Origin of the sequence: Paraburkholderia sediminicola (assembly GCF_046027825.1) — a bacterium.
In the GTDB taxonomy this organism is placed as follows: Bacteria; Pseudomonadota; Gammaproteobacteria; order Burkholderiales; family Burkholderiaceae; genus Paraburkholderia; species Paraburkholderia sediminicola_D.
On record NZ_JAQQDU010000056.1, the window covers coordinates 41,104 to 57,873 of the forward strand.

Annotated in this window: 16 protein-coding genes and 2 pseudogenes; 9 read left to right on the forward strand and 9 right to left on the reverse strand. The window is 62.9% G+C overall.

The features are described 5' to 3' along the window. Positions 1 to 2: 2 nt before the first annotated feature. From PQQ96_RS26800 to PQQ96_RS26830, 7 genes are all read right to left on the reverse strand, one after another. Positions 3 to 398: a RidA family protein gene (locus PQQ96_RS26800; protein ID WP_408298280.1), complete on the reverse strand. Its 396-nt coding sequence runs from the start codon at positions 396 to 398 to the stop codon at positions 3 to 5. Further along, complete coding sequence (locus PQQ96_RS26805; protein WP_408298282.1) at positions 395 to 838, reverse strand: acyl-CoA thioesterase; 444 nt, start codon at positions 836 to 838, stop codon at positions 395 to 397. Before PQQ96_RS26805 ends, PQQ96_RS26800 begins: the two co-directional genes overlap by 4 nt. Beyond that, complete coding sequence (locus PQQ96_RS26810) at positions 835 to 2,025, reverse strand: acyl-CoA dehydrogenase family protein (protein ID WP_408298308.1); 1,191 nt, start codon at positions 2,023 to 2,025, stop codon at positions 835 to 837. Before PQQ96_RS26810 ends, PQQ96_RS26805 begins: the two co-directional genes overlap by 4 nt. Before the next feature lie 19 nt (positions 2,026 to 2,044). Then, positions 2,045 to 2,896: an enoyl-CoA hydratase family protein gene (locus PQQ96_RS26815; RefSeq protein ID WP_408298284.1), complete on the reverse strand. Its 852-nt coding sequence runs from the start codon at positions 2,894 to 2,896 to the stop codon at positions 2,045 to 2,047. Between the two features lie 72 nt (positions 2,897 to 2,968). Next, positions 2,969 to 3,526 (reverse strand): MarR family winged helix-turn-helix transcriptional regulator, encoded by a 558-nt coding sequence (locus tag PQQ96_RS26820; RefSeq protein ID WP_408298286.1) that lies wholly within the window; start codon positions 3,524 to 3,526, stop codon positions 2,969 to 2,971. Then, on the reverse strand, positions 3,523 to 4,296 hold the full coding sequence (locus PQQ96_RS26825) for an SDR family NAD(P)-dependent oxidoreductase (protein WP_408298287.1): 774 nt from the start codon (positions 4,294 to 4,296) through the stop codon (positions 3,523 to 3,525). The genes PQQ96_RS26820 and PQQ96_RS26825 overlap by 4 nt, the downstream gene beginning before the upstream one ends. Continuing rightward, positions 4,293 to 6,665, reverse strand: coding sequence for a bifunctional salicylyl-CoA 5-hydroxylase/oxidoreductase (locus tag PQQ96_RS26830; protein ID WP_408298288.1), 2,373 nt, complete (start codon positions 6,663 to 6,665; stop codon positions 4,293 to 4,295). The genes PQQ96_RS26825 and PQQ96_RS26830 overlap by 4 nt, the downstream gene beginning before the upstream one ends. A gap of 157 nt (positions 6,666 to 6,822) precedes the next feature. Between PQQ96_RS26830 and PQQ96_RS26835 the strand changes: the two are divergent. The 6 genes and pseudogenes from PQQ96_RS26835 to PQQ96_RS26860 form a co-directional block, all read left to right on the forward strand. After that, positions 6,823 to 7,059, forward strand: a pseudogene (locus PQQ96_RS26835) (aromatic ring-hydroxylating dioxygenase subunit alpha); the annotation flags it as partial. After that, positions 7,056 to 7,460 (forward strand): annotated as a pseudogene (locus tag PQQ96_RS26840) (ferredoxin reductase); the annotation flags it as partial. The pseudogenes PQQ96_RS26835 and PQQ96_RS26840, both read left to right, overlap by 4 nt. A gap of 112 nt (positions 7,461 to 7,572) precedes the next feature. Then, the gene (locus PQQ96_RS26845; protein WP_408298290.1) at positions 7,573 to 8,340 is read left to right on the forward strand and encodes a coniferyl-alcohol dehydrogenase; all 768 of its coding nucleotides are present in this window, start codon (positions 7,573 to 7,575) and stop codon (positions 8,338 to 8,340) included. A 36-nt stretch (positions 8,341 to 8,376) separates the two neighbouring features. Next, complete coding sequence (locus tag PQQ96_RS26850) at positions 8,377 to 9,849, forward strand: benzaldehyde dehydrogenase (protein ID WP_408298292.1); 1,473 nt, start codon at positions 8,377 to 8,379, stop codon at positions 9,847 to 9,849. Between the two features lie 76 nt (positions 9,850 to 9,925). Beyond that, positions 9,926 to 10,762: a p-hydroxycinnamoyl CoA hydratase/lyase gene (locus tag PQQ96_RS26855; RefSeq protein WP_408298294.1), complete on the forward strand. Its 837-nt coding sequence runs from the start codon at positions 9,926 to 9,928 to the stop codon at positions 10,760 to 10,762. An 18-nt stretch (positions 10,763 to 10,780) separates the two neighbouring features. After that, on the forward strand, positions 10,781 to 12,946 hold the full coding sequence (locus tag PQQ96_RS26860) for an acetate--CoA ligase family protein (RefSeq protein ID WP_408298296.1): 2,166 nt from the start codon (positions 10,781 to 10,783) through the stop codon (positions 12,944 to 12,946). Positions 12,947 to 12,994: 48 nt separating this feature from the next. Here PQQ96_RS26860 and PQQ96_RS26865 read toward each other — a convergent pair whose 3' ends face one another. Continuing rightward, positions 12,995 to 13,468 (reverse strand): MarR family winged helix-turn-helix transcriptional regulator, encoded by a 474-nt coding sequence (locus PQQ96_RS26865; protein ID WP_408298298.1) that lies wholly within the window; start codon positions 13,466 to 13,468, stop codon positions 12,995 to 12,997. A 180-nt stretch (positions 13,469 to 13,648) separates the two neighbouring features. Here PQQ96_RS26865 and PQQ96_RS26870 point away from each other — a divergent pair, with 180 nt between their 5' ends. Both PQQ96_RS26870 and PQQ96_RS26875 read left to right on the forward strand, forming a co-directional pair. Next, positions 13,649 to 14,935, forward strand: a complete 1,287-nt coding sequence (locus PQQ96_RS26870) for an MFS transporter (protein WP_408298300.1) — start codon at positions 13,649 to 13,651, stop codon at positions 14,933 to 14,935. A 92-nt stretch (positions 14,936 to 15,027) separates the two neighbouring features. Beyond that, on the forward strand, positions 15,028 to 16,104 hold the full coding sequence (locus PQQ96_RS26875) for a porin (protein WP_408298302.1): 1,077 nt from the start codon (positions 15,028 to 15,030) through the stop codon (positions 16,102 to 16,104). Positions 16,105 to 16,181: 77 nt separating this feature from the next. Here the strand turns inward: PQQ96_RS26875 and PQQ96_RS26880 are convergent, their stop codons facing one another. Then, entirely contained in the window at positions 16,182 to 16,439 is a 258-nt protein-coding gene (locus PQQ96_RS26880) for an ion channel (protein ID WP_408298310.1), read from the reverse strand. Positions 16,440 to 16,534: 95 nt separating this feature from the next. Between PQQ96_RS26880 and PQQ96_RS26885 the strand changes: the two genes are divergently transcribed. Beyond that, positions 16,535 to 16,770: hypothetical protein (locus PQQ96_RS26885; RefSeq protein ID WP_408298304.1), on the forward strand; the 236-nt coding region annotated here is incomplete at its 3' end.

Here is a 16,770-nt window from a genome sequence, read left to right on the forward strand (position 1 = left end):
GCTTACTGGGGGATCACTGCCGTGGCTTCGATTTCGACTTTGGCTTCGTCCTCGATCAACGCGACGACCTGGACTGCGCTCATCGCGATGTCGTAGTCGCCGATCAGTTCGCGAAACGCACGGCCGATGTCTTTTAGCGCGGCAAGGTACTCGCGCTTGTCCGTGACGTACCACGTCATGCGGACCAGATGCTCGGGTGTGCCGCCTGCTTCATGCAATACCGCCAGCACGTTTTTGAGCGCCTGAATCGCTTGTTGCGCGAAGTCGCTGCTCTGGAAGCGAGCTTGCTCGTCCCAGCCGATCTGGCCGGCGATGAACACTTGCGTGCCGGTTGCCGCGACGCCGTTCGCGTAACCGCGCGGCTTGAGCCAGCCGGCGGGAAGGAGAGCTTTTTTCATGAGCGATGCGCCTCGATGGATTCGGACTGAGGGGAAAACGTCGCGAGCGCGCTCGCGATGTCGGCGGGAATGTCGATGGATGTGCCGCGTTCGAGCGATGTCGTCACGAGCACCTGTTTCGCGCGAAAGCGGGTTTCGCCGTCGCAATAGCCGAGGATGTCGATGCTGATCGAGCGACGTCCAATCGCCACGACGCTGAGCGCCAGCGTGATCGTTTCGCCCATCTGGCTCGGCCGCGAAAACTCGCAATCGAGTTTGACGATCGGCAAGCCGATACGGCGTTGCGCGATCATCTGCGCATATTCGATCTGCAGGCCGTCGTTGAACCAGTCTTCGACCAACGCGTTGGTCATCACCAGATACTGCGGAAAGAACACGATGCCGGCGGGGTCGCAGTGCGAGAAGCGGATGCGGACCGGTCTTTCGAAGGTGGTGTTCATTTCGCTGCATCCTTGATGGCTTCTGCAGCGTGGGCCTTCAAAAGGTCGCGGCCGATGATCAACTGCTGCACTTCAGTCGCGCCTTCATAAATCCGCAACGCCCGAATCTCACGGTACAGCATCTCGACGGCAGTGCCGCTTTGCACGCCCATGCCGCCAAAGAGCTGCACGGCGGCGTCGATCACCTGTTGCGCGCCTTCGCTTGCGTGCCACTTGGCCATCGCGGCTTCACGTGTGACGTTTTCGCCCTGATCGCGCAGCCAGGCCGCGCGATAGACGAGCAATGCGCTGCTGTCGATCGTCAATGCCATTTGTGCGAGTTTGGCTTGCGTCAACTGAAAATCGCCTAGCGTCTGTCCGAACATCTTGCGCGACGATGCGCGCGAGAGACCTTCAGCCATGGCATGACGCGCGAAACCCAACGACGCTGCCGCGACCGACGTGCGGAAAATATCCAGTGTCCGCATCGCGAGTTTGAAACCTTCGCCGGGTGCGCCGAGCATCTGGTTGCGCGGCACGCGTGCGCCAGCAAAATGCAAACGCGCTAGCGGATGGGGGGCGATCACGTCGATGCGTTCGGCGATTTCCAGACCCGGCGTGTCGGCGTCGACGATGAAGGCGGTAATGCCGCGTGCGCCCGGTGCTTCGCCGGTTCTGGCGAACACTACGTAAAAATCAGCGATGCCGCCGTTCGAGATCCACGTCTTGTCGCCGTCGAGTACATAGAAATCGCCGTCTTCGCGTGCGGAGAGGGCCATTGCGGCGACGTCCGAGCCTGCTTCCGGTTCCGACAAAGCGAAGGCAGCGATGGCCGTGCCGTTTGCGACTCGCGGCAAGTAGCGGGTCTTTTGCTCATGCGTACCGCCGAGCGAGATCGCGCCTGAACCGAGCCCTTGCATTGCCAACGCGAAATCCGCCAGACCGGAATGCCTGGCGAGGGTTTCGCGCAGCAGGCACACGGCACGTGTGTCGATGGTGTCTCCATTCCCGCCGTAGGCGACGCCGCCGACGCCGTATTGCAGCCAGCCTGCCGCGCCGAGTTCACGAACCAGGCGGCGGCAGGTCGCATCGACGTCATCGTGCTCACCATGCGAGAGATTCGCGTGGCACCATGCTTCGATACCCTCGGCCAGTTCGCGATGGTGTGGTTCGAAGAACGGCCAGGCCAGCGCGCTGTGCAGATCCATATCGCTGTTCGTGCTCACTTCAATCTCCCTCGAACACCGGACGCGACTTCGCGGCAAATGCGCTATACGCACGCTCGAAATCGCGCGTGCTCATGCAGATGGCCTGCGCTTGCGCTTCCGACTCGATCGCTTCGTCGATGCTCATGCTCCATTCCTGGTGCAGCATTTTCTTCGTGATGCCGTGCGCGAAAGTCGGACCGGAGACGAGATCGGCGGCGAGCTTCTGTGCGTCAGCGAGGAGTGCCGCCGGTTCGCTCAGGCGGTTATAGAAACCCCATGCATGGCCTTCGTCACCACTCGCTGAGCGGCCGGTGAACAGCAACTCGGCAGCGCGTCCCTGACCGATGATGCGTGGCAGGATCGCGCAAGCGCCCATATCGCAGCCCGCGAGGCCGACGCGTGAAAACAGGAACGCGAGCTTGCTGCGCGCGGTGCCGAGGCGCATGTCGGACGACATCGCCAGAATTGCGCCCGCGCCGGCGCAGACGCCATCGACCGCAGCGATGATGGGTTGCGGGCAATGGCGCATCGCTTTGACCAGGTCGCCGGTCATGCGCGTGAACAGCAGCAGTTCCGGCATCGGCAGATCGATTAACGGCGCGATGATGTCGTGCACGTCGCCGCCGGAGCAGAAGTTCTCGCCTGCGCCGTGAATCACGACCGCCTTGACGTCGGTTGCGTAGGTGAGTTGCCGGAACAGATCGCGCAACTCCGCGTACGATTGGAACGTCAGCGGGTTCTTGCGTTCGGGGCGGTTCAGCGTGATCGTCGCGACCTTGTCGGCGACAGACCAGCCGAAGTGCTGCGCTTCGTAGCCGGCGAGTGTCAGGCGGTTGCCGGCCAGTAGCGCGTCGGCGTTGGATCGTGTCATGTGTGTCTCCTGTGTCGACCGGAGTTAGCGCTTTAGCGCTTACTCCGGTCCCATGCATCAGCGGTCGACGAATCAGTCTTTCAGACTGTCGAGCAGATGTTTCTTAAGTTTGCCGAGGTGCTGATGGGTCCGCGATTTTTCGTCGAGGCTCAAACCACCGAACAGTTCGACGACCCATTGCTCATGCGCGACGGCCATCTTGTCGAATGCCTTGCGGCCTGTGGGCGTGAGGCACACGCTGATCGAACGGCGGTCGTTCGGATCGGTGTCGCGTGAAACCAGACCGTCTTTTTCGAGCTGATCTGTGATGCCGGTCACGTTGCCACCTGTCACCATCAAACGGCGCGACAGTTCGGTCATCTTCAGGCCTTCCGGATGACGTTCGAGTTGCGCCATCAAATCGAATCGCGGCAGCGTGGTGTCGAATTCGTTGCGCAGGCGCTTGCGCAGTTCGGCCTGCACGAGATTGGTCGTGGTCAGCATGCGCAGCCACAAGCGCAGGCCCATGTGACTATCGGCGCCGGTGCTCATTTCCAGATCCACGACGTTCTCCGCGGGTTTCGCGACACCTTTGCGCGGCGGCTTTGCCTCAGCCGGCGAGGGCCTTTTGATGTTCGATGACTTGGTCACATTACTTCTCCACCGGAGATGGAAATGGATTGACCCGTGATCGCGTCGGAGCCGGGTTGGCACAGCCAAAGCACTGCGTTGGCGACCTGCTCCGGGCTCACGAAGCGATGTTGCGGATTCGAGCGAAGCAAGGTTTCACGCGCCTGCTGTTCGGTGCGCGAGGTCTTGCTGGTGATCTGTTCGAGCGATGCGTGCAGCAGTTCGGTTTCCGTGTAGCCGGGACACACGGCATTGACGGTGACGCCTTTAGTCGCGACTTCCAGCGCGAGTGAGCGCGTCAGGCCGATTACACCGTGTTTCGCGGCGCAGTAAGCGGCGACGTACGCGTAGCCGATTTGCCCGGCCGTGCTCGCGACATTGACGATGCGGCCGTGGCCCCGTTCGAGCATGCCGGGTAACACGGCGCGCGTGCCGAGGAATACGCCGGTGAGGTTCACGTCGAGCATGCGCTGCCAGAGCGCCATGTCGGTATGAGTGAAGGGCGCGGCTTGCGCCTGACCGGCGTTGTTGACGAGGATGTCGATTGCGCCGGCTTGGGCGAATGCCTTCTCCACCGATTCTTCGTTCGTGACGTCGACGCTGATGCAGGCGATCTCACCGAGCCCGTTGAATTTATCCCGCTGCGCATCAAGACGTTGTGCGTTGCGCCCCATCAAGGTGACACGCGCACCAGCGAGCAACAGCGCTTCGGCTACCGCCGCGCCGATGCCGCTGCCGCCGCCTGTAACGACAGCGTGCTGTCCAGCGAGCGTTCTGATGGGCGTGTTCACGTGGTTCCTTTGGCGCGTTGTGCGCGCTCTAGCGGCGACAGTCCGGCATTTGCAGCGGCCTGTGCGCGCTCACGTTCGAGATTGCGTTCCAGTTGCGACTTCGCTGCCGTGTAAGGCTTCGGCCACATCACATCGAAATAGCCGATTTTTGCGGCTTCATTCAACGTCCACGACGGATTGGCCAGATGCGGCCGCGCAATCGCGCAGAGATCCGCACGGCCCGCCGCGATGATGCTGTTCACGTGATCCGCCTCCGAAATTGCGCCAACCGCGATCGTTGCGATTCCAGCTTCGTTGCGCACACGGTCGGCGAATGGCGTCTGGAACATGCGGCCAAACACGGGCTTTTCCTGCTTGCTGACCTGGCCCGACGAGACGTCGATCATATCGGCGCCTGCAGCCTTGAAGGCGCTGGCGATTTGCACAGCGTCGTCGGGCGTGGTGCCGCCTTCGACCCAGTCGTTCGCGGAAATACGCACGGAAATCGGCTTGTCTTGTGGCCAGACTGCGCGGATCGCCTTGAAGACCTGCAACGGGTAGCGCAGACGATTTTCGAGCGAGCCACCGTATTCGTCGGTGCGATGGTTGGTCAACGGCGACAGGAAGCTCGAGAGAAAGTAGCCGTGTGCGCAGTGCAGTTCGAGCCAATCGAAACCCGCTTCTGCGGACATCTGCGTAGCGCGCACGAACTGCGCTTCGATTTCTTGAAGTTCGTCTCGGGTGGCCTCATGCGAGATCTGACTGACGCCGCTTAAATATTGTTGTGGCGACGCGGACACGACCGGCCAATTGCCTTCGTCGAGCGGCTGATCGATGCCTTCCCATGCAACGCGCGTTGAACCTTTGGCACCGGAGTGACCCAACTGGATACCGATTTTCGCGTCCGACTGACTGTGCACGAGGTCGACGATGCGCTTCCACGCTGCGAGATGTTCCGGCGCGTACATGCCGGGACAAGCGGGCGTGATGCGCGCTTCCGGCGACACGCAGGTCATTTCCGTCATGACCAGCGCGGCGCCACCCATGGCGCGGGCACCGAGATGCATCAGGTGATAGTCACCGGCAATGCCGTCGACGGCGGAGTATTGCGCCATCGGCGAGACGACTACGCGGTTTTTCAGCGTGACGCCACGCAACGTGAAGGGCGTGAACATCGGCGGAACGGAGTGTTTCTCAGGCGCGCGTTCAATGCCTGAGCGGTGTGCGAGCCAGTCTTCGAACGTCGAAAGATAGCTTGCGTCACGCTCACGCAGGTTCTCGTGCGAAATGCGCTGGGAGCGCGTAAGCAGCGAGTACGCGAACTGCTCCGGTTCGAACGACGTGTAGCGTTCGACATGCTCGAACCATTCCGTCGAATTGCGCGCGGCGTTCTGGATGCGCAGTACGTCGATGCTGCGGACGTCCGTGTAGTGCTTCAACGCAGCAGGCAAATCACCGGGATGCGCGCCGATGCTGTTGGCGAGTTCGATCGAATCTTCTAGCGCGAGCTTGGTGCCTGAACCGATCGAGAAGTGCGCGGTGTGTGCCGCGTCGCCCATCAGCACAATTGGTGTTTGCGTGCCATCGGCGTTGCCACGCCAATGCACCCATTCCTCGTTGACGACGCGCGGGAAGCGAATCCACTGCGACGACCCACGCAAATGCGCTGCGTTCGATAGCAATGCGTTGCCGTCCAGATATTTGGCGAACAGCTTTTCGCAGAAGGCGATGCTGTCCTCCTTGCTCATTTCGTCGAGACCGGCGGCGCGCCACACGCGCTCCGGTGTTTCCACAATGAACGTGGAGGTCTGATCGTCGAAGCGATAGGCGTGCGCCTGGAACCAGCCGAACTCGGTTTCTTCGAAGGCGAACGTGAAGGCGTCGAAGAGCTTTTTGGTGCCGAGCCAGACGAAGCGGCAATCGCGCATGTCGATGGCGGGCTTGTACGTGGCGGTGTGCTTCTGGCGGATTGCGCTGTTGGCGCCGTCGCAGGCGACGATCAGGTCGGCTTCATAGGCGGTGTCTTCCGTGACCTGGGTTTCGAAGACCAGCTTGACGCCGAGCTCTTCGCAGCGGGCCTGCAGGATATTCAACAGACGTTTGCGGCCAATGCCGCAAAAGCCGTGACCCGACGAGCGAATCTGCCTGCCGCGGAAATTGATCTCGATGTCGTCCCAGTGATTGAAGGCGTCGAGAATCGCGTCGGCGCTTGGGGCGTCGGCGGCGCGCAGGTTACCGAGCGTCTGGTCTGAGAAGACGACGCCCCAGCCGAAGGTGTCATACGGACGGTTGCGCTCGACCACGGTGACGTCATACGCCGGGTTCCGTCCCTTCATTAACAGGCCGAAGTACAACCCGGCCGGGCCGCCGCCGATACAGACGATGCGCATGGTGCCTCCTCTCGTGGACTTTGCTCTGGAGGGTAATTTAGACCTGGATAGTTTAGATGTCAAGTAAATAGTAGGCAGGGTTTCCGATGGAAACTCCGCCAGGCGCGACGCAGGAAATCTTCACACCGGCTTGCGCTACTTCAAGTCGCAGTGCTTCCGAGAAGGCCAAGGGAAAACCTTTGCCGAGGATCTGCAGATGCTCGAGCGTCAGCAGCAAAACCTGCTGGCGCGGCCGGAGCGTTCACTGCTGAAGCTCAATATCGATGCGGGCGGGGTGTTGTCTCGCAAGATCATCGACCGCCTGCTGGCCGAAGAGCGATCGCAACAGGCAGCGCGCGAGGGCGTGCCGGTTGTGCCGGTCAAGCCGGTCGTGTCGACGAAGGAGGCTTCGTGAACGACGTCACGTTGACGGTCGAAGTCGTGCGCAGGTGGGATGAGGCGCACGGCATCTGTGGTTTCGAACTGCGTCGCCCGGATCGCGCGCCGCTACCCGGCTTCGACGCGGGCGCGCAATTCGACGTGCATCTTCCAGGTGGGCTCATTCGCCAGTATTCGCTATGCGGCAATCCGGCCCGCAACGACTGCTACGAAATCGCGGTGCTGCGCGATGCGAACGGACGGGGCGGTTCGATGGCGATGCACGATCAGGTGCAACAGGGTGACTTGGTCCGGATCGGCGCGCCGCGCAACCATTTTCCGGTGGACGCGCAGGCAGCCCGCCATCTGCTGCTCGCGGGCGGTATCGGCGTGACGCCGATCCTCGCGACGTCCTCGTGCTCGATCTCTAGCCGTTTCCGCGCCAAGTCTCGCATGCTGAAATTCTGCTTGAAAAAATAGTTATGTGATGTAACTATTATGGTGTAAAACAATCAAGCGGCACTCGACCGGAACCAAGGAGACAAGCTCAATGAATCTGCATGGCAAGACCCTGATCGTCACGGGAGTTGCGTCCGGCATCGGCGCGGAAACAGCTCGCCTCGCGCGGTTTCATGGCGCGCGCGTGATCGGCGTGGACCGTCAGCCAGTCAACATGACCCTCGATGCGTTCCACCAGGCGGACCTGGGCGACCCGGACGCGATCGACGCGCTGGTCGAACGTCTGCCTGCCCGCATCGACGCACTGGCGAATATCGCCGGAGTGCCGGGCACCGCGCCGGTCGACGTCGTCGCGCGCGTGAACTATCTGGGGCTGCGCCATCTGTGCGAGGCGCTGCTACCGCGTCTCGCGCCGGGCGGCAACGTGATCAATGTCGCGTCCATCCTCGGCGCGGAATGGCCGCAACGGCTGGCCCTGCATCGCGAGCTGGCCGGGACGGACGGCTTCGATGCAGGCTCGCGCTGGCTCGGCGGGCATCCCGTGCCCCAGGCCACCTGCTACCAGTATTTCAAGGAAGCGCTGATCGTGTGGAGCGCGCGCCGTTCGCAGGACTGGTTCGCGAAGCATTCGGTGCGCGTCAACAGCGTCGCGCCGGGGCCCGTCTTTACGCCGATTCTGGGCGATTTCGTCACGATGCTCGGCGCCGAACGCGTGCAGGCCGATGCCGCCAGAATGAAACGCCCCGCGTACGCTGACGAAGTCGCCGAAGCCATCGTGTTTCTGGCCTCCGACGCCGCGCGCTGGATCAACGGCGTCAATCTGCCCGTCGACGGCGGCCTGGCCGCCACAGCTATCTGAATAGAGCCGGTTCAACAACAATTGGAGACATTCTTCATGAGCAATCCGTCAGGCCTTTCGCTTGCCAACGCCGATACATGGCGCGGCGCGATCTTCAACGGCGACTGGGTCCGCGTGCCGGGCACGCTGGACGTCATCGAGCCGGCTTCCGGTCAGCCGCTGCATCAGGTCGGCAAGGCCACGCAGGAGGACGTCACGGTCGCAGTGCGCGCGGCGCGTGCGGCACAGCGCGCATGGGCCGCCACGCCGCCGCGCGAACGTGCTGCCGTGTTTCATCGCGCGGCAGCGCTGCTTCAGGAGCATGCTCCGGCTGCTGCAGCGCTGATTGCGCGCGAGACCGGTGCCATCCTCCCTAAGGGCGAACATGAGGTGCGTGAAGCGATCGTGCTGCTGCAGCGTGCCGCGGCCATGCCACTGGAAGCGACCGGCCGCGTGCTGCCGAGCGTCCCTGGTAGGTTCAGCATCGCGCGCCAGTTGCCGCTGGGCGTGATCGGCGTGATCTCGCCGTTCAATTTCCCGTTGGTGCTGTCGCTGCGCTCGGTGGCGCCTGCGCTCGCGGTCGGCAACGCGGTGGTAGTCAAGCCTGATCCGCGCACGCCGTATGCCGGCGGCTTCGTGATCGCCGAAGTGCTGGCGGCCGCGGGCCTGCCGAAGGGCCTGCTGCACGTGCTGCCAGGTGGCGCGGACGTCGGGCAGGCGCTGGTCGAGGCCCCCGGCGTGCCGATGCTCGCGTTTACCGGTTCAACGGCCGCCGGCCGCAAGATCGGCGAACTGGCGGGGCGCCATCTGAAGAAGGTTTCGCTGGAACTGGGCGGCAAGAATTCGCTGATCGTCCTCGACGATGCCGACCTCGACCGCGCGGTGTCCGCGATCGCATTCGGCGCGTGGTTCCACCAGGGGCAGATCTGCATGGCGACCGGCCGCGTGCTGGCGCAGCGCGGCATCGCGGCCGAACTGACGCGGCGTCTCGCCGACAAGGCGCGTCACCTGCCGGTGGGCGACCCCGCCGTCGCACAGGTGGCGCTCGGCCCCATCATCGACCAGCGGCAGTTGCAGAATGTGGCCGACATCGTCGGTGCATCGGTGGCGGCCGGGGCGGTGGTGGAGGCGGGTGCGACGCACGAGGGCCTGTTCTACGCGCCCACCGTGCTGTCCAACGTAAAGCCGGGCATGCGCGCATTCGACGAGGAAATCTTCGGGCCTGTCGCCAGCGTGATTCCGTTCGATACCGACGATGAAGCCGTGGAGCTCGCCAACCACACCGAATACGGTCTGTCCGCCGGCGTAATCTCGGCATCAGTCGGACGCGCGATGGCGCTGGGTGAGCGTCTGCACACGGGCCTTCTGCATATCAACGACCAGACAGTGGCCGACGAGGTGATCAACCCGTTTGGCGGCACCGGCGCCTCGGGCAACGGCACCAGCGTGGGCGGCCCCGCGGACTGGGAGCAGTACACCCACTGGCAATGGGTCACGGTGAAGGACGCTGTGCCGCAGTATCCATTCTAGGTAGCAGCGGGACGTCCGCACGGCTTTCCAGTCTGGCGTCCCGATCGATCATTTCTCTTCTAACAAGGTGTCGGCAATGAGCAGTCAGGCAGAAGAACAGACCGTCGTTTTCAGCATCGAGAACGGCATCGCGTGGGTAAAATTCAACCGTCCGGAAAAGCGCAATGCGATGAGCCCGGCGCTGAACCGTCGCATGATGGAAGTGCTCGACGAGCTGGAATTCCATCCAGATGCGGGTGTGCTGGTGCTCACGGGAGAAGGGCCCGCGTGGACGGCTGGCATGGATCTTCAGGAGTACTTCCGTGATACGGAAGCCGATGGTCTCGCAGGCACGCGCAAGGCGCAGCGTGAGAGTTACGGGTGGTGGCGGCGTCTGCGCTGGTACCAGAAGCCCACCATTGCGATGATCAACGGGTGGTGTTTCGGCGGTGGCTATGGCCCGCTCTTCGCCTGTGATCTCGCGTTCTGCGCAGAGGACGCGCACTTTGGCCTGTCGGAGATCAACTGGGGCATCTTGCCGGGCGGTGGTGCGTCGAAGGTCGCAGCGGAGCTGCTGTCGTTTCGTCGCGCGATGTATCACGCGATGCTCGGCGAGCGTATCGATGGCCGCAAGGCCGAGGAGTGGGGGCTCGTCAACGAGGCGGTGCCTGCCGCGCAATTGCGTGCGCGCGTCGTCGAGGTGGCGCAGGCGCTGCTGAAAAAGAATCCGGTTGCGCTGAAGGCCACCAAGGACGCGATCCGCCGCGTGCGCGAGATGACCTACGACAACGCGGAGGACTTCCTCGTGCGTGCCCAGGAAGCGGCCAACAGCTACGACGACGACGGTCGCAAGGAAGGTCTGCGGCAATTCCTCGACGACAAGACCTACAAGCCCGGTCTTGGCACGTACGATCTGACACGCCAGCGTGCCTGAGCCCGGGAGCCCGCCGACATGAACCCGACTCAATCCGACGTGCGTTCCGCAGTGAGCGCTCAGGCCGTGGGACGTCTGCTGCGGCCCGATTCGATCGCCATCGTCGGTGCTTCGCCGACGCCCGGCGCGCTCGGCGCTTCGGTGCTGGCCAATCTCGAGCGCAACGACTACCGGGGCCGCATTTACCTCGTCAATCCGAAACGCGACGAAATCGACGGCCGGCCGTGCGTGAATTCGATTGACCAGTTGCCCGACGGCATTGACGTCGCCGTGCTGGCAATTCCGCAAGCCGCAGTGCTCGATGCCGTGTGCGAGCTTGCGGCACGCAAGGTCGGGGCGGTCGTGATCTTTTCGGCGGGTTTTGCCGAAGCAGGGCCGCAGGGCATCGCGCAGCAGCGCGAGATCGCGCGCATCGCTGCGCAAGCGGGCATGCTCGTCGAAGGGCCCAACTGCCTTGGCTGCATCAACTATCTCGATCGCGTGCCGTTGACGTTCGTCGAAACGACAGTGAGCGACGCGCAGGCGCAGCGCAACCGCGCGCATCCGGCGATCGGTATTCTGTCGCAGAGCGGCGCGATGATGGCCGTGCTCAACACGACGCTGGCAAGCCGCAATTTGCCGCTGTCGTACGCAGTGTCGACGGGCAACGAGGCGGCCAGCCACCTGGAAGATTACCTGGCATTCCTGCTCGACGATCCTGGCACGCGCATCATCGCGCTGATCGCCGAGCAGTTCCGTCAACCGGGCCGGCTGCTCGCAGCCGCGCGTCGTGCACGCGAGGCGGGCAAGCTGCTGGTGTTGCTGCATCCGGGCAGGAGCGCCGCCGCGCGCGAATCGGCGGCCACGCACACCGGCGCCATGGCCGGCGACCATGCGTTGATGCGCACGAAGGTCGAACGCGCGGGCATCGTGCTCGCCCACACGCTGGAAGAACTCGGCGACATCGCGGAGATAGCGCTGCGCTGCGCGCAGCTGCCCGCGCGCGGCACCGCGATAGTTGGCGAGTCGGGCGCATTCAAGGCGCTGTGTCTGGATCTCTGCGAGGAGATCGATCTCGAGCTGCCCGCGCTTCACGATGACGATGCTCCCGCGCTGCGCTCCGCGATGCCGGCGTTCGTGGCGGTGGCCAATCCGCTCGACCTGACCGCGCAGGGGCTGGTCGATCCTGATCTTTACTACCGCACGCTGTCTGCGCTATTCGACGACGACCGCTTCTCGGCGATCGTGGTCGGTCTCATCCAGACCGACCCGGTGACGTGCGCCATCAAGATGCCGCCGGTGTTGCGCGCGGTGCGCGAACTGCGGCCGCAGAAGCCGGTGATCTGTGCCGGGCTGGACGAAGGCGCGCTCGTGCCGGCCGACTACATCGCGCAGATGCGCGAGGTGGGCATTCCGTACTTTCCGAGCACGGAGCGCGCGCTGCGCGCGGTCGCCCGTCTGTCGGAACTCGGAACCCGCGACTTCGCGCAGGCCGTCTTCGAACCCAAGACGCTCGGCATGACGCTGCCCAACGGCGTTGTGCCTGAATACCGGGCCAAGCAACTGCTTGCGCCGTTAGGTGTGCCGTTCGCACGCGGCGAGCTTGCCACCGATCTCGACACCGCGCTGACGATCGCGCGGCGGCTCGGCTACCCGGTCGCGCTCAAGGTGCAGGCGGCCGCGTTGAGCCACAAGAGCGACGTGGGTGGCGTGATCCTCGGCACGAGCGGGGACGATGCGCTCAGACTGGCGTGGGCGCAGCTCCACGACAACGTGCGGCAACACGCTCCCGACGTCGCGCTCGATGGCGTGTTGATCGAGCGGATGGGGGAGCGTGGGCTGGAGATGATCGTCGGCGCGCGCCACGATTCGCAGTGGGGGGCGGTGATTCTGATCGGTTTCGGTGGCGTCGCTGCCGAGGTGACGCGCGACATTCGCCTGCTGCCGCACGATCTGACCAGAGAGGCGGTGGTGCGCGAGATCGGCAAGCTGAAGAGTGCGCCGTTGCTGCATGGTTATCGCGGTGCGCCCGCGCTGGATGTCGAAGCGCTCGCGGAGGTGGTCGTGTGTCTGGGGGGGCTGCTGCAAACGGCAGCGGACATTCGCGAGATTGACCTGAATCCGGTGGTAGTCTATCCACGTGGCCAAGGCGTGCTGGCGCTCGATGCGTTGATGCTGGTCGCAGCAGACCCGATGGCTATCTGAGCGCAATGTGCCGGTGGAGAACGCGGTGTCGTTCCCCCCGGGCACGCGCTAGTCCTTGAAAATTTTTGACAGCAGCAGTCTCAGCTGATCCCGCTCATCGCTCGACAGCCGGTGCACGGCTGCTTCGTCGGCCTTGCGTGCGGCCTTCACTGCCTGAGCGTGGCGCTTCGTGCCTTGCGGCGTGAGCGAGACGAGCTGGATGCGTTTGTCGTCGGTGCTGCGTTGACGCGCCAGCAGTCCGGCAGACTCGAGGCGGTCGAGCAACGTGGCGAGGTTCGGCGGCGCGATGGCGAGCGCCTCGGCAAGCGACTTCTGATTGATGCCCGGATTGCGCCGCAGGGTGGAGAGCACTGCGAAATCGGCCTGACGCACCTCGAGCTTTTCCATCTGCATGTCGAAGTGCGCCTGGATTACCAGATACGCGCGCCGCACGTTGTAACCGAGAAGATCCAGCAGTTCCGACTGGTCGACCTGACCGACGAGATCGTCGTTGATGTTATCGGCGGTGGGCTTGGTCGACATGGGCGTGGAACATGGGCGTGGACATGGCAAAACGGGTTCGATGGATCATAGCATGCGACTACCTCGAATTCAGCGTTTTCCCCTAACCCGGGATTCTTGCGTTTTTCGGTAAACAACTTATCATCAATAACAAATATAAAACATAAACAAATTCCGATAACCTCGACAGGAGACACCCTCATGCATTCTGCTTCACCTGCACATGTGGAAAATGGCCAGCAACATGATTCGGTATACGAAATAAAGACGCTTGTACTGCTCGGGCTCGGTTTCGGCCTGGTCGGCCTTGATCGCTGGATCGTCGCGCCGCTGTTTCCGCACATGATGCGGGAACTCAATCTGAACTTCCAGCAGCTGGGCAGCCTCATTGGGATTCTGAGCGTCGCGTGGGGCGTCTGGGCGATCGCGATGGGGCCTGTGTCCGATCGCATCGGCCGCAAGCGCATTCTGGTCGCGACGATGGTCGCGTTTTCATTGCTCTCGAGCCTGTCGGGTCTCGCAAGCGGCTTCGCTAGCCTGATGCTGATCCGCGCAGTGATGGGCATCGCGGAAGGGGCGTTCACGCCGGCCAGTGTCGCGGCTACCGGCGAGGCATCGCTGCCGTCGCGGCGCGGCTTCAATATGGGACTGCAGCTCAGCATGTTCTCGCTGCTGGGTCTTGGCTTCGCGCCGATCCTCGCGACGCAACTGCTGCGGGTCGTGCCGTCCTGGCACTGGGTCTTCACGATTTCCGCGGTGCCGGGATTGATTGTCGCGATCCTCATCGCGCGCACGCTGAAGGACCAGCCGCGCAACGAACTGATGCCTGCGCAGGTCAGTTCCGCCCGACCCCGCTGGACCACGCTGTTCAAACGCCGCAATGTCTGGCTCGCCACGCTCGCGATCCTGTGCGCGATGGCGGGCATCTTCGTGGTCAGCGCGATGGTGCCGACCTATCTCGTCGAAGTGCTGCATCTCGACACACAGAAGATGGGCTTCGTCGTGTCGGCGATCGGCTTCGGTGGCTTCGTCGGCTCGTTTGGCTTGGCCGGGGTGTCGGATTTCATCGGTCGGCGCAACGCAGCGATCATCGCGTTCGTGTGTGCCGCGGTGCTGCTGTATCTGTTCGCACAGACTGGCGCCAATCCGCAAACGCTCTTCATCCTGCTGTTCGGCGTCTCGGTGTTCGCGCTTGGCCTGCTCGGTCTCCTGAGCGGCCCGATCGCGACCGAAGCGGCGCCGATCGGACTCGTCGCTTCGTCGGTGGGTTTCGTGTCGGGTGCGGGTGAAATCTTCGGCGGTGGACTTGCACCGGCGATCGCCGGATTCGTCGCGCAGCATTTCGGCTTGCCGTCAACGCTGACCTTCGCGCTCGGCGGCCTCGTTGTGGGCGCCGTGGTGTCGCTGTTCCTCGTCGAAACGTCGCCACGCAGACGCAGCGACGTGGCTCCGGGCGCCGCGCTTGGCGTGTCGAAGGACATCGCCTGACGCGCCACAACGTATCCCTAACTACCCCCACATTCACACAAAGCGCTGCGACCTCGGCGCGAATCATAACAATTCGATTCAGGAGACAGTCAATGAAAACCAGAGCCCTTTGCGCGGCGGCCACGCTGCTGTTCGCGTGCCATGCGTACGCGCAAAGCAACGTTACGCTCAGCGGCCTGCTCGATGCCGGCGTGTCCTATGTCAGCAACGAAGGCGGCGGCCACGTGCTGAAGTTCGACGACGGCATTGCCGTGCCGAACCTGCTGAAGTTTACCGGCAAGGAAGATCTGGGCGGCGGCACGCATGCAATCTTCGCGCTCACAAACCAGTTCGAAATGGGCTCGGGCTCGTTCATGCCGGGCGGCAGCCTGTTCAGCCGCGAGGCATTTGTCGGTCTCGACGACGAGCGCTACGGCCGGCTCACCTTCGGCAACCAGTACGACTTCATGACCGATTCGCTGTTCTTCGGGCTGGACGACGCGGCGATCTACACGCAGGGCATCTATGACTTCCGCAACGGGCCGTTCGCGAAGCTCGCGTTGCCGGGCAATCCCACCGGCGCATTCGACTGGGACCGCATGGCAGGCGTCGGCGTCAACAACTCGGTGAAGTATCAGAGCATGAGCTATGGCGGCTTCTCCGCGGGTGCGATGTATGGCTTCGGCGGCGTCGCAGGTTCGTTCGGTTCGAACAGCGGCGTGAGCGCGGGGATCAACTACACGCACGGCGCATTCGGCGCGAACGCCGCTTATACGCAGGTGAAGACGGCGGTCTCGGGTGCACAGGACAGCGTGCGCAACTGGGGCGTCGGCGCGCACTACCGAATCGGCTCCGTCACTGCCACCGCGCTCTATACGGCAGTGCGTAACGAGCTGAACGGCGGCCAGGTCTGGCAGGCCGAACTGGGCGGCATGTGGCAGATCGAGCCGGAGTGGTCGCTGAGCGGCGCGTACATGTATATGAAGGGCAACGAGGTGGTCGACGACAACCACGCGCACCAGCTCACCGCGATGGCGAACTACCAGTTGTCGAAGCGCACCGGCGTCTACGTGGCGGCCCTTTATCAGCGCGCAAACCAGGGTGCCGCGGCGCAGATCAACGACGTGATGGTGGCATCGAGCAGCGCGTCGCAGTTCATCGGCCGCATTGGCGTCCAGACGCGTTTCTGAGGGCTGGCAATTCCATCGGGAAGCCCACGCCCTCATAGTGTTCGACGAGGGTTGAAAGGACTTTCAGTTCGTCGCCTTCAGGCGTTGACGGCATTGGGTCGATGGCGACGACTTCCGCGACGCGTGCGAGCGCCGCCTGGTAGTCGGCTTCGCTGTGTAATGGTCGGATTTCCATTTCGTTTCTTCGGAGCGCCGCACTTCGACAAATAAGAGGCAAGGAGTGAAACGAACAGTCCGAAGAAGATGTATCTGGCAATTGCTTCCGATGCGGCAAAGATGCGCCAGTTTACCGTGGGGTGATAGTCGCCATATCCGGTTCTTGTGAACGTGATGATGCTGAATTAAAAAGCACTCGGCCAGTCGCGATTGATATTGAAGGCAAGGCATCCCGAAACACTGCAGAGGCCAAGCGTGGCATGGGTCCCAACGTATGCGATCGACGGTACTTAGTCAGCTGAAACCAATCGCATGCTTTGCTTTATCGCTGAAGGCCTCGACCGACTATTGTTTTAGTGTCGAGGGATATTGCCATCAAGTGGCCGGGCTCGACCGCTTAGATGTTGTTTTTTGGCTTTTCCGTGAGATCAATAAGTTCAGTCGTTTAGACAGATTTCTCTCGACCGTCTTTATTTGGCTTCTTTCGAAGTTCGAGTGGGTGCGCTGCCG

Excerpts from the sequence above, each read along its gene's own strand:
- PQQ96_RS26800 (WP_408298280.1), bottom strand. The coding sequence starts at position 398 with ATGAAAAAAGCTCTCCTTCCCGCCGGCTGGCTCAAGCCGCGCGGTTAC.
- PQQ96_RS26805 (WP_408298282.1), bottom strand. The coding sequence starts at position 838 with ATGAACACCACCTTCGAAAGACCGGTCCGCATCCGCTTCTCGCACTGC.
- PQQ96_RS26810 (WP_408298308.1), bottom strand. The coding sequence starts at position 2,025 with ATGGATCTGCACAGCGCGCTGGCCTGGCCGTTCTTCGAACCACACCAT.
- PQQ96_RS26815 (WP_408298284.1), bottom strand. The coding sequence starts at position 2,896 with ATGACACGATCCAACGCCGACGCGCTACTGGCCGGCAACCGCCTGACA.
- PQQ96_RS26830 (WP_408298288.1), bottom strand. The coding sequence starts at position 6,665 with ATGCGCATCGTCTGTATCGGCGGCGGCCCGGCCGGGTTGTACTTCGGC.
- PQQ96_RS26845 (WP_408298290.1), top strand. The coding sequence starts at position 7,573 with ATGAATCTGCATGGCAAGACCCTGATCGTCACGGGAGTTGCGTCCGGC.
- PQQ96_RS26850 (WP_408298292.1), top strand. The coding sequence starts at position 8,377 with ATGAGCAATCCGTCAGGCCTTTCGCTTGCCAACGCCGATACATGGCGC.
- PQQ96_RS26855 (WP_408298294.1), top strand. The coding sequence starts at position 9,926 with ATGAGCAGTCAGGCAGAAGAACAGACCGTCGTTTTCAGCATCGAGAAC.
- PQQ96_RS26860 (WP_408298296.1), top strand. The coding sequence starts at position 10,781 with ATGAACCCGACTCAATCCGACGTGCGTTCCGCAGTGAGCGCTCAGGCC.
- PQQ96_RS26865 (WP_408298298.1), bottom strand. The coding sequence starts at position 13,468 with ATGTCGACCAAGCCCACCGCCGATAACATCAACGACGATCTCGTCGGT.
- PQQ96_RS26870 (WP_408298300.1), top strand. The coding sequence starts at position 13,649 with ATGCATTCTGCTTCACCTGCACATGTGGAAAATGGCCAGCAACATGAT.
- PQQ96_RS26875 (WP_408298302.1), top strand. The coding sequence starts at position 15,028 with ATGAAAACCAGAGCCCTTTGCGCGGCGGCCACGCTGCTGTTCGCGTGC.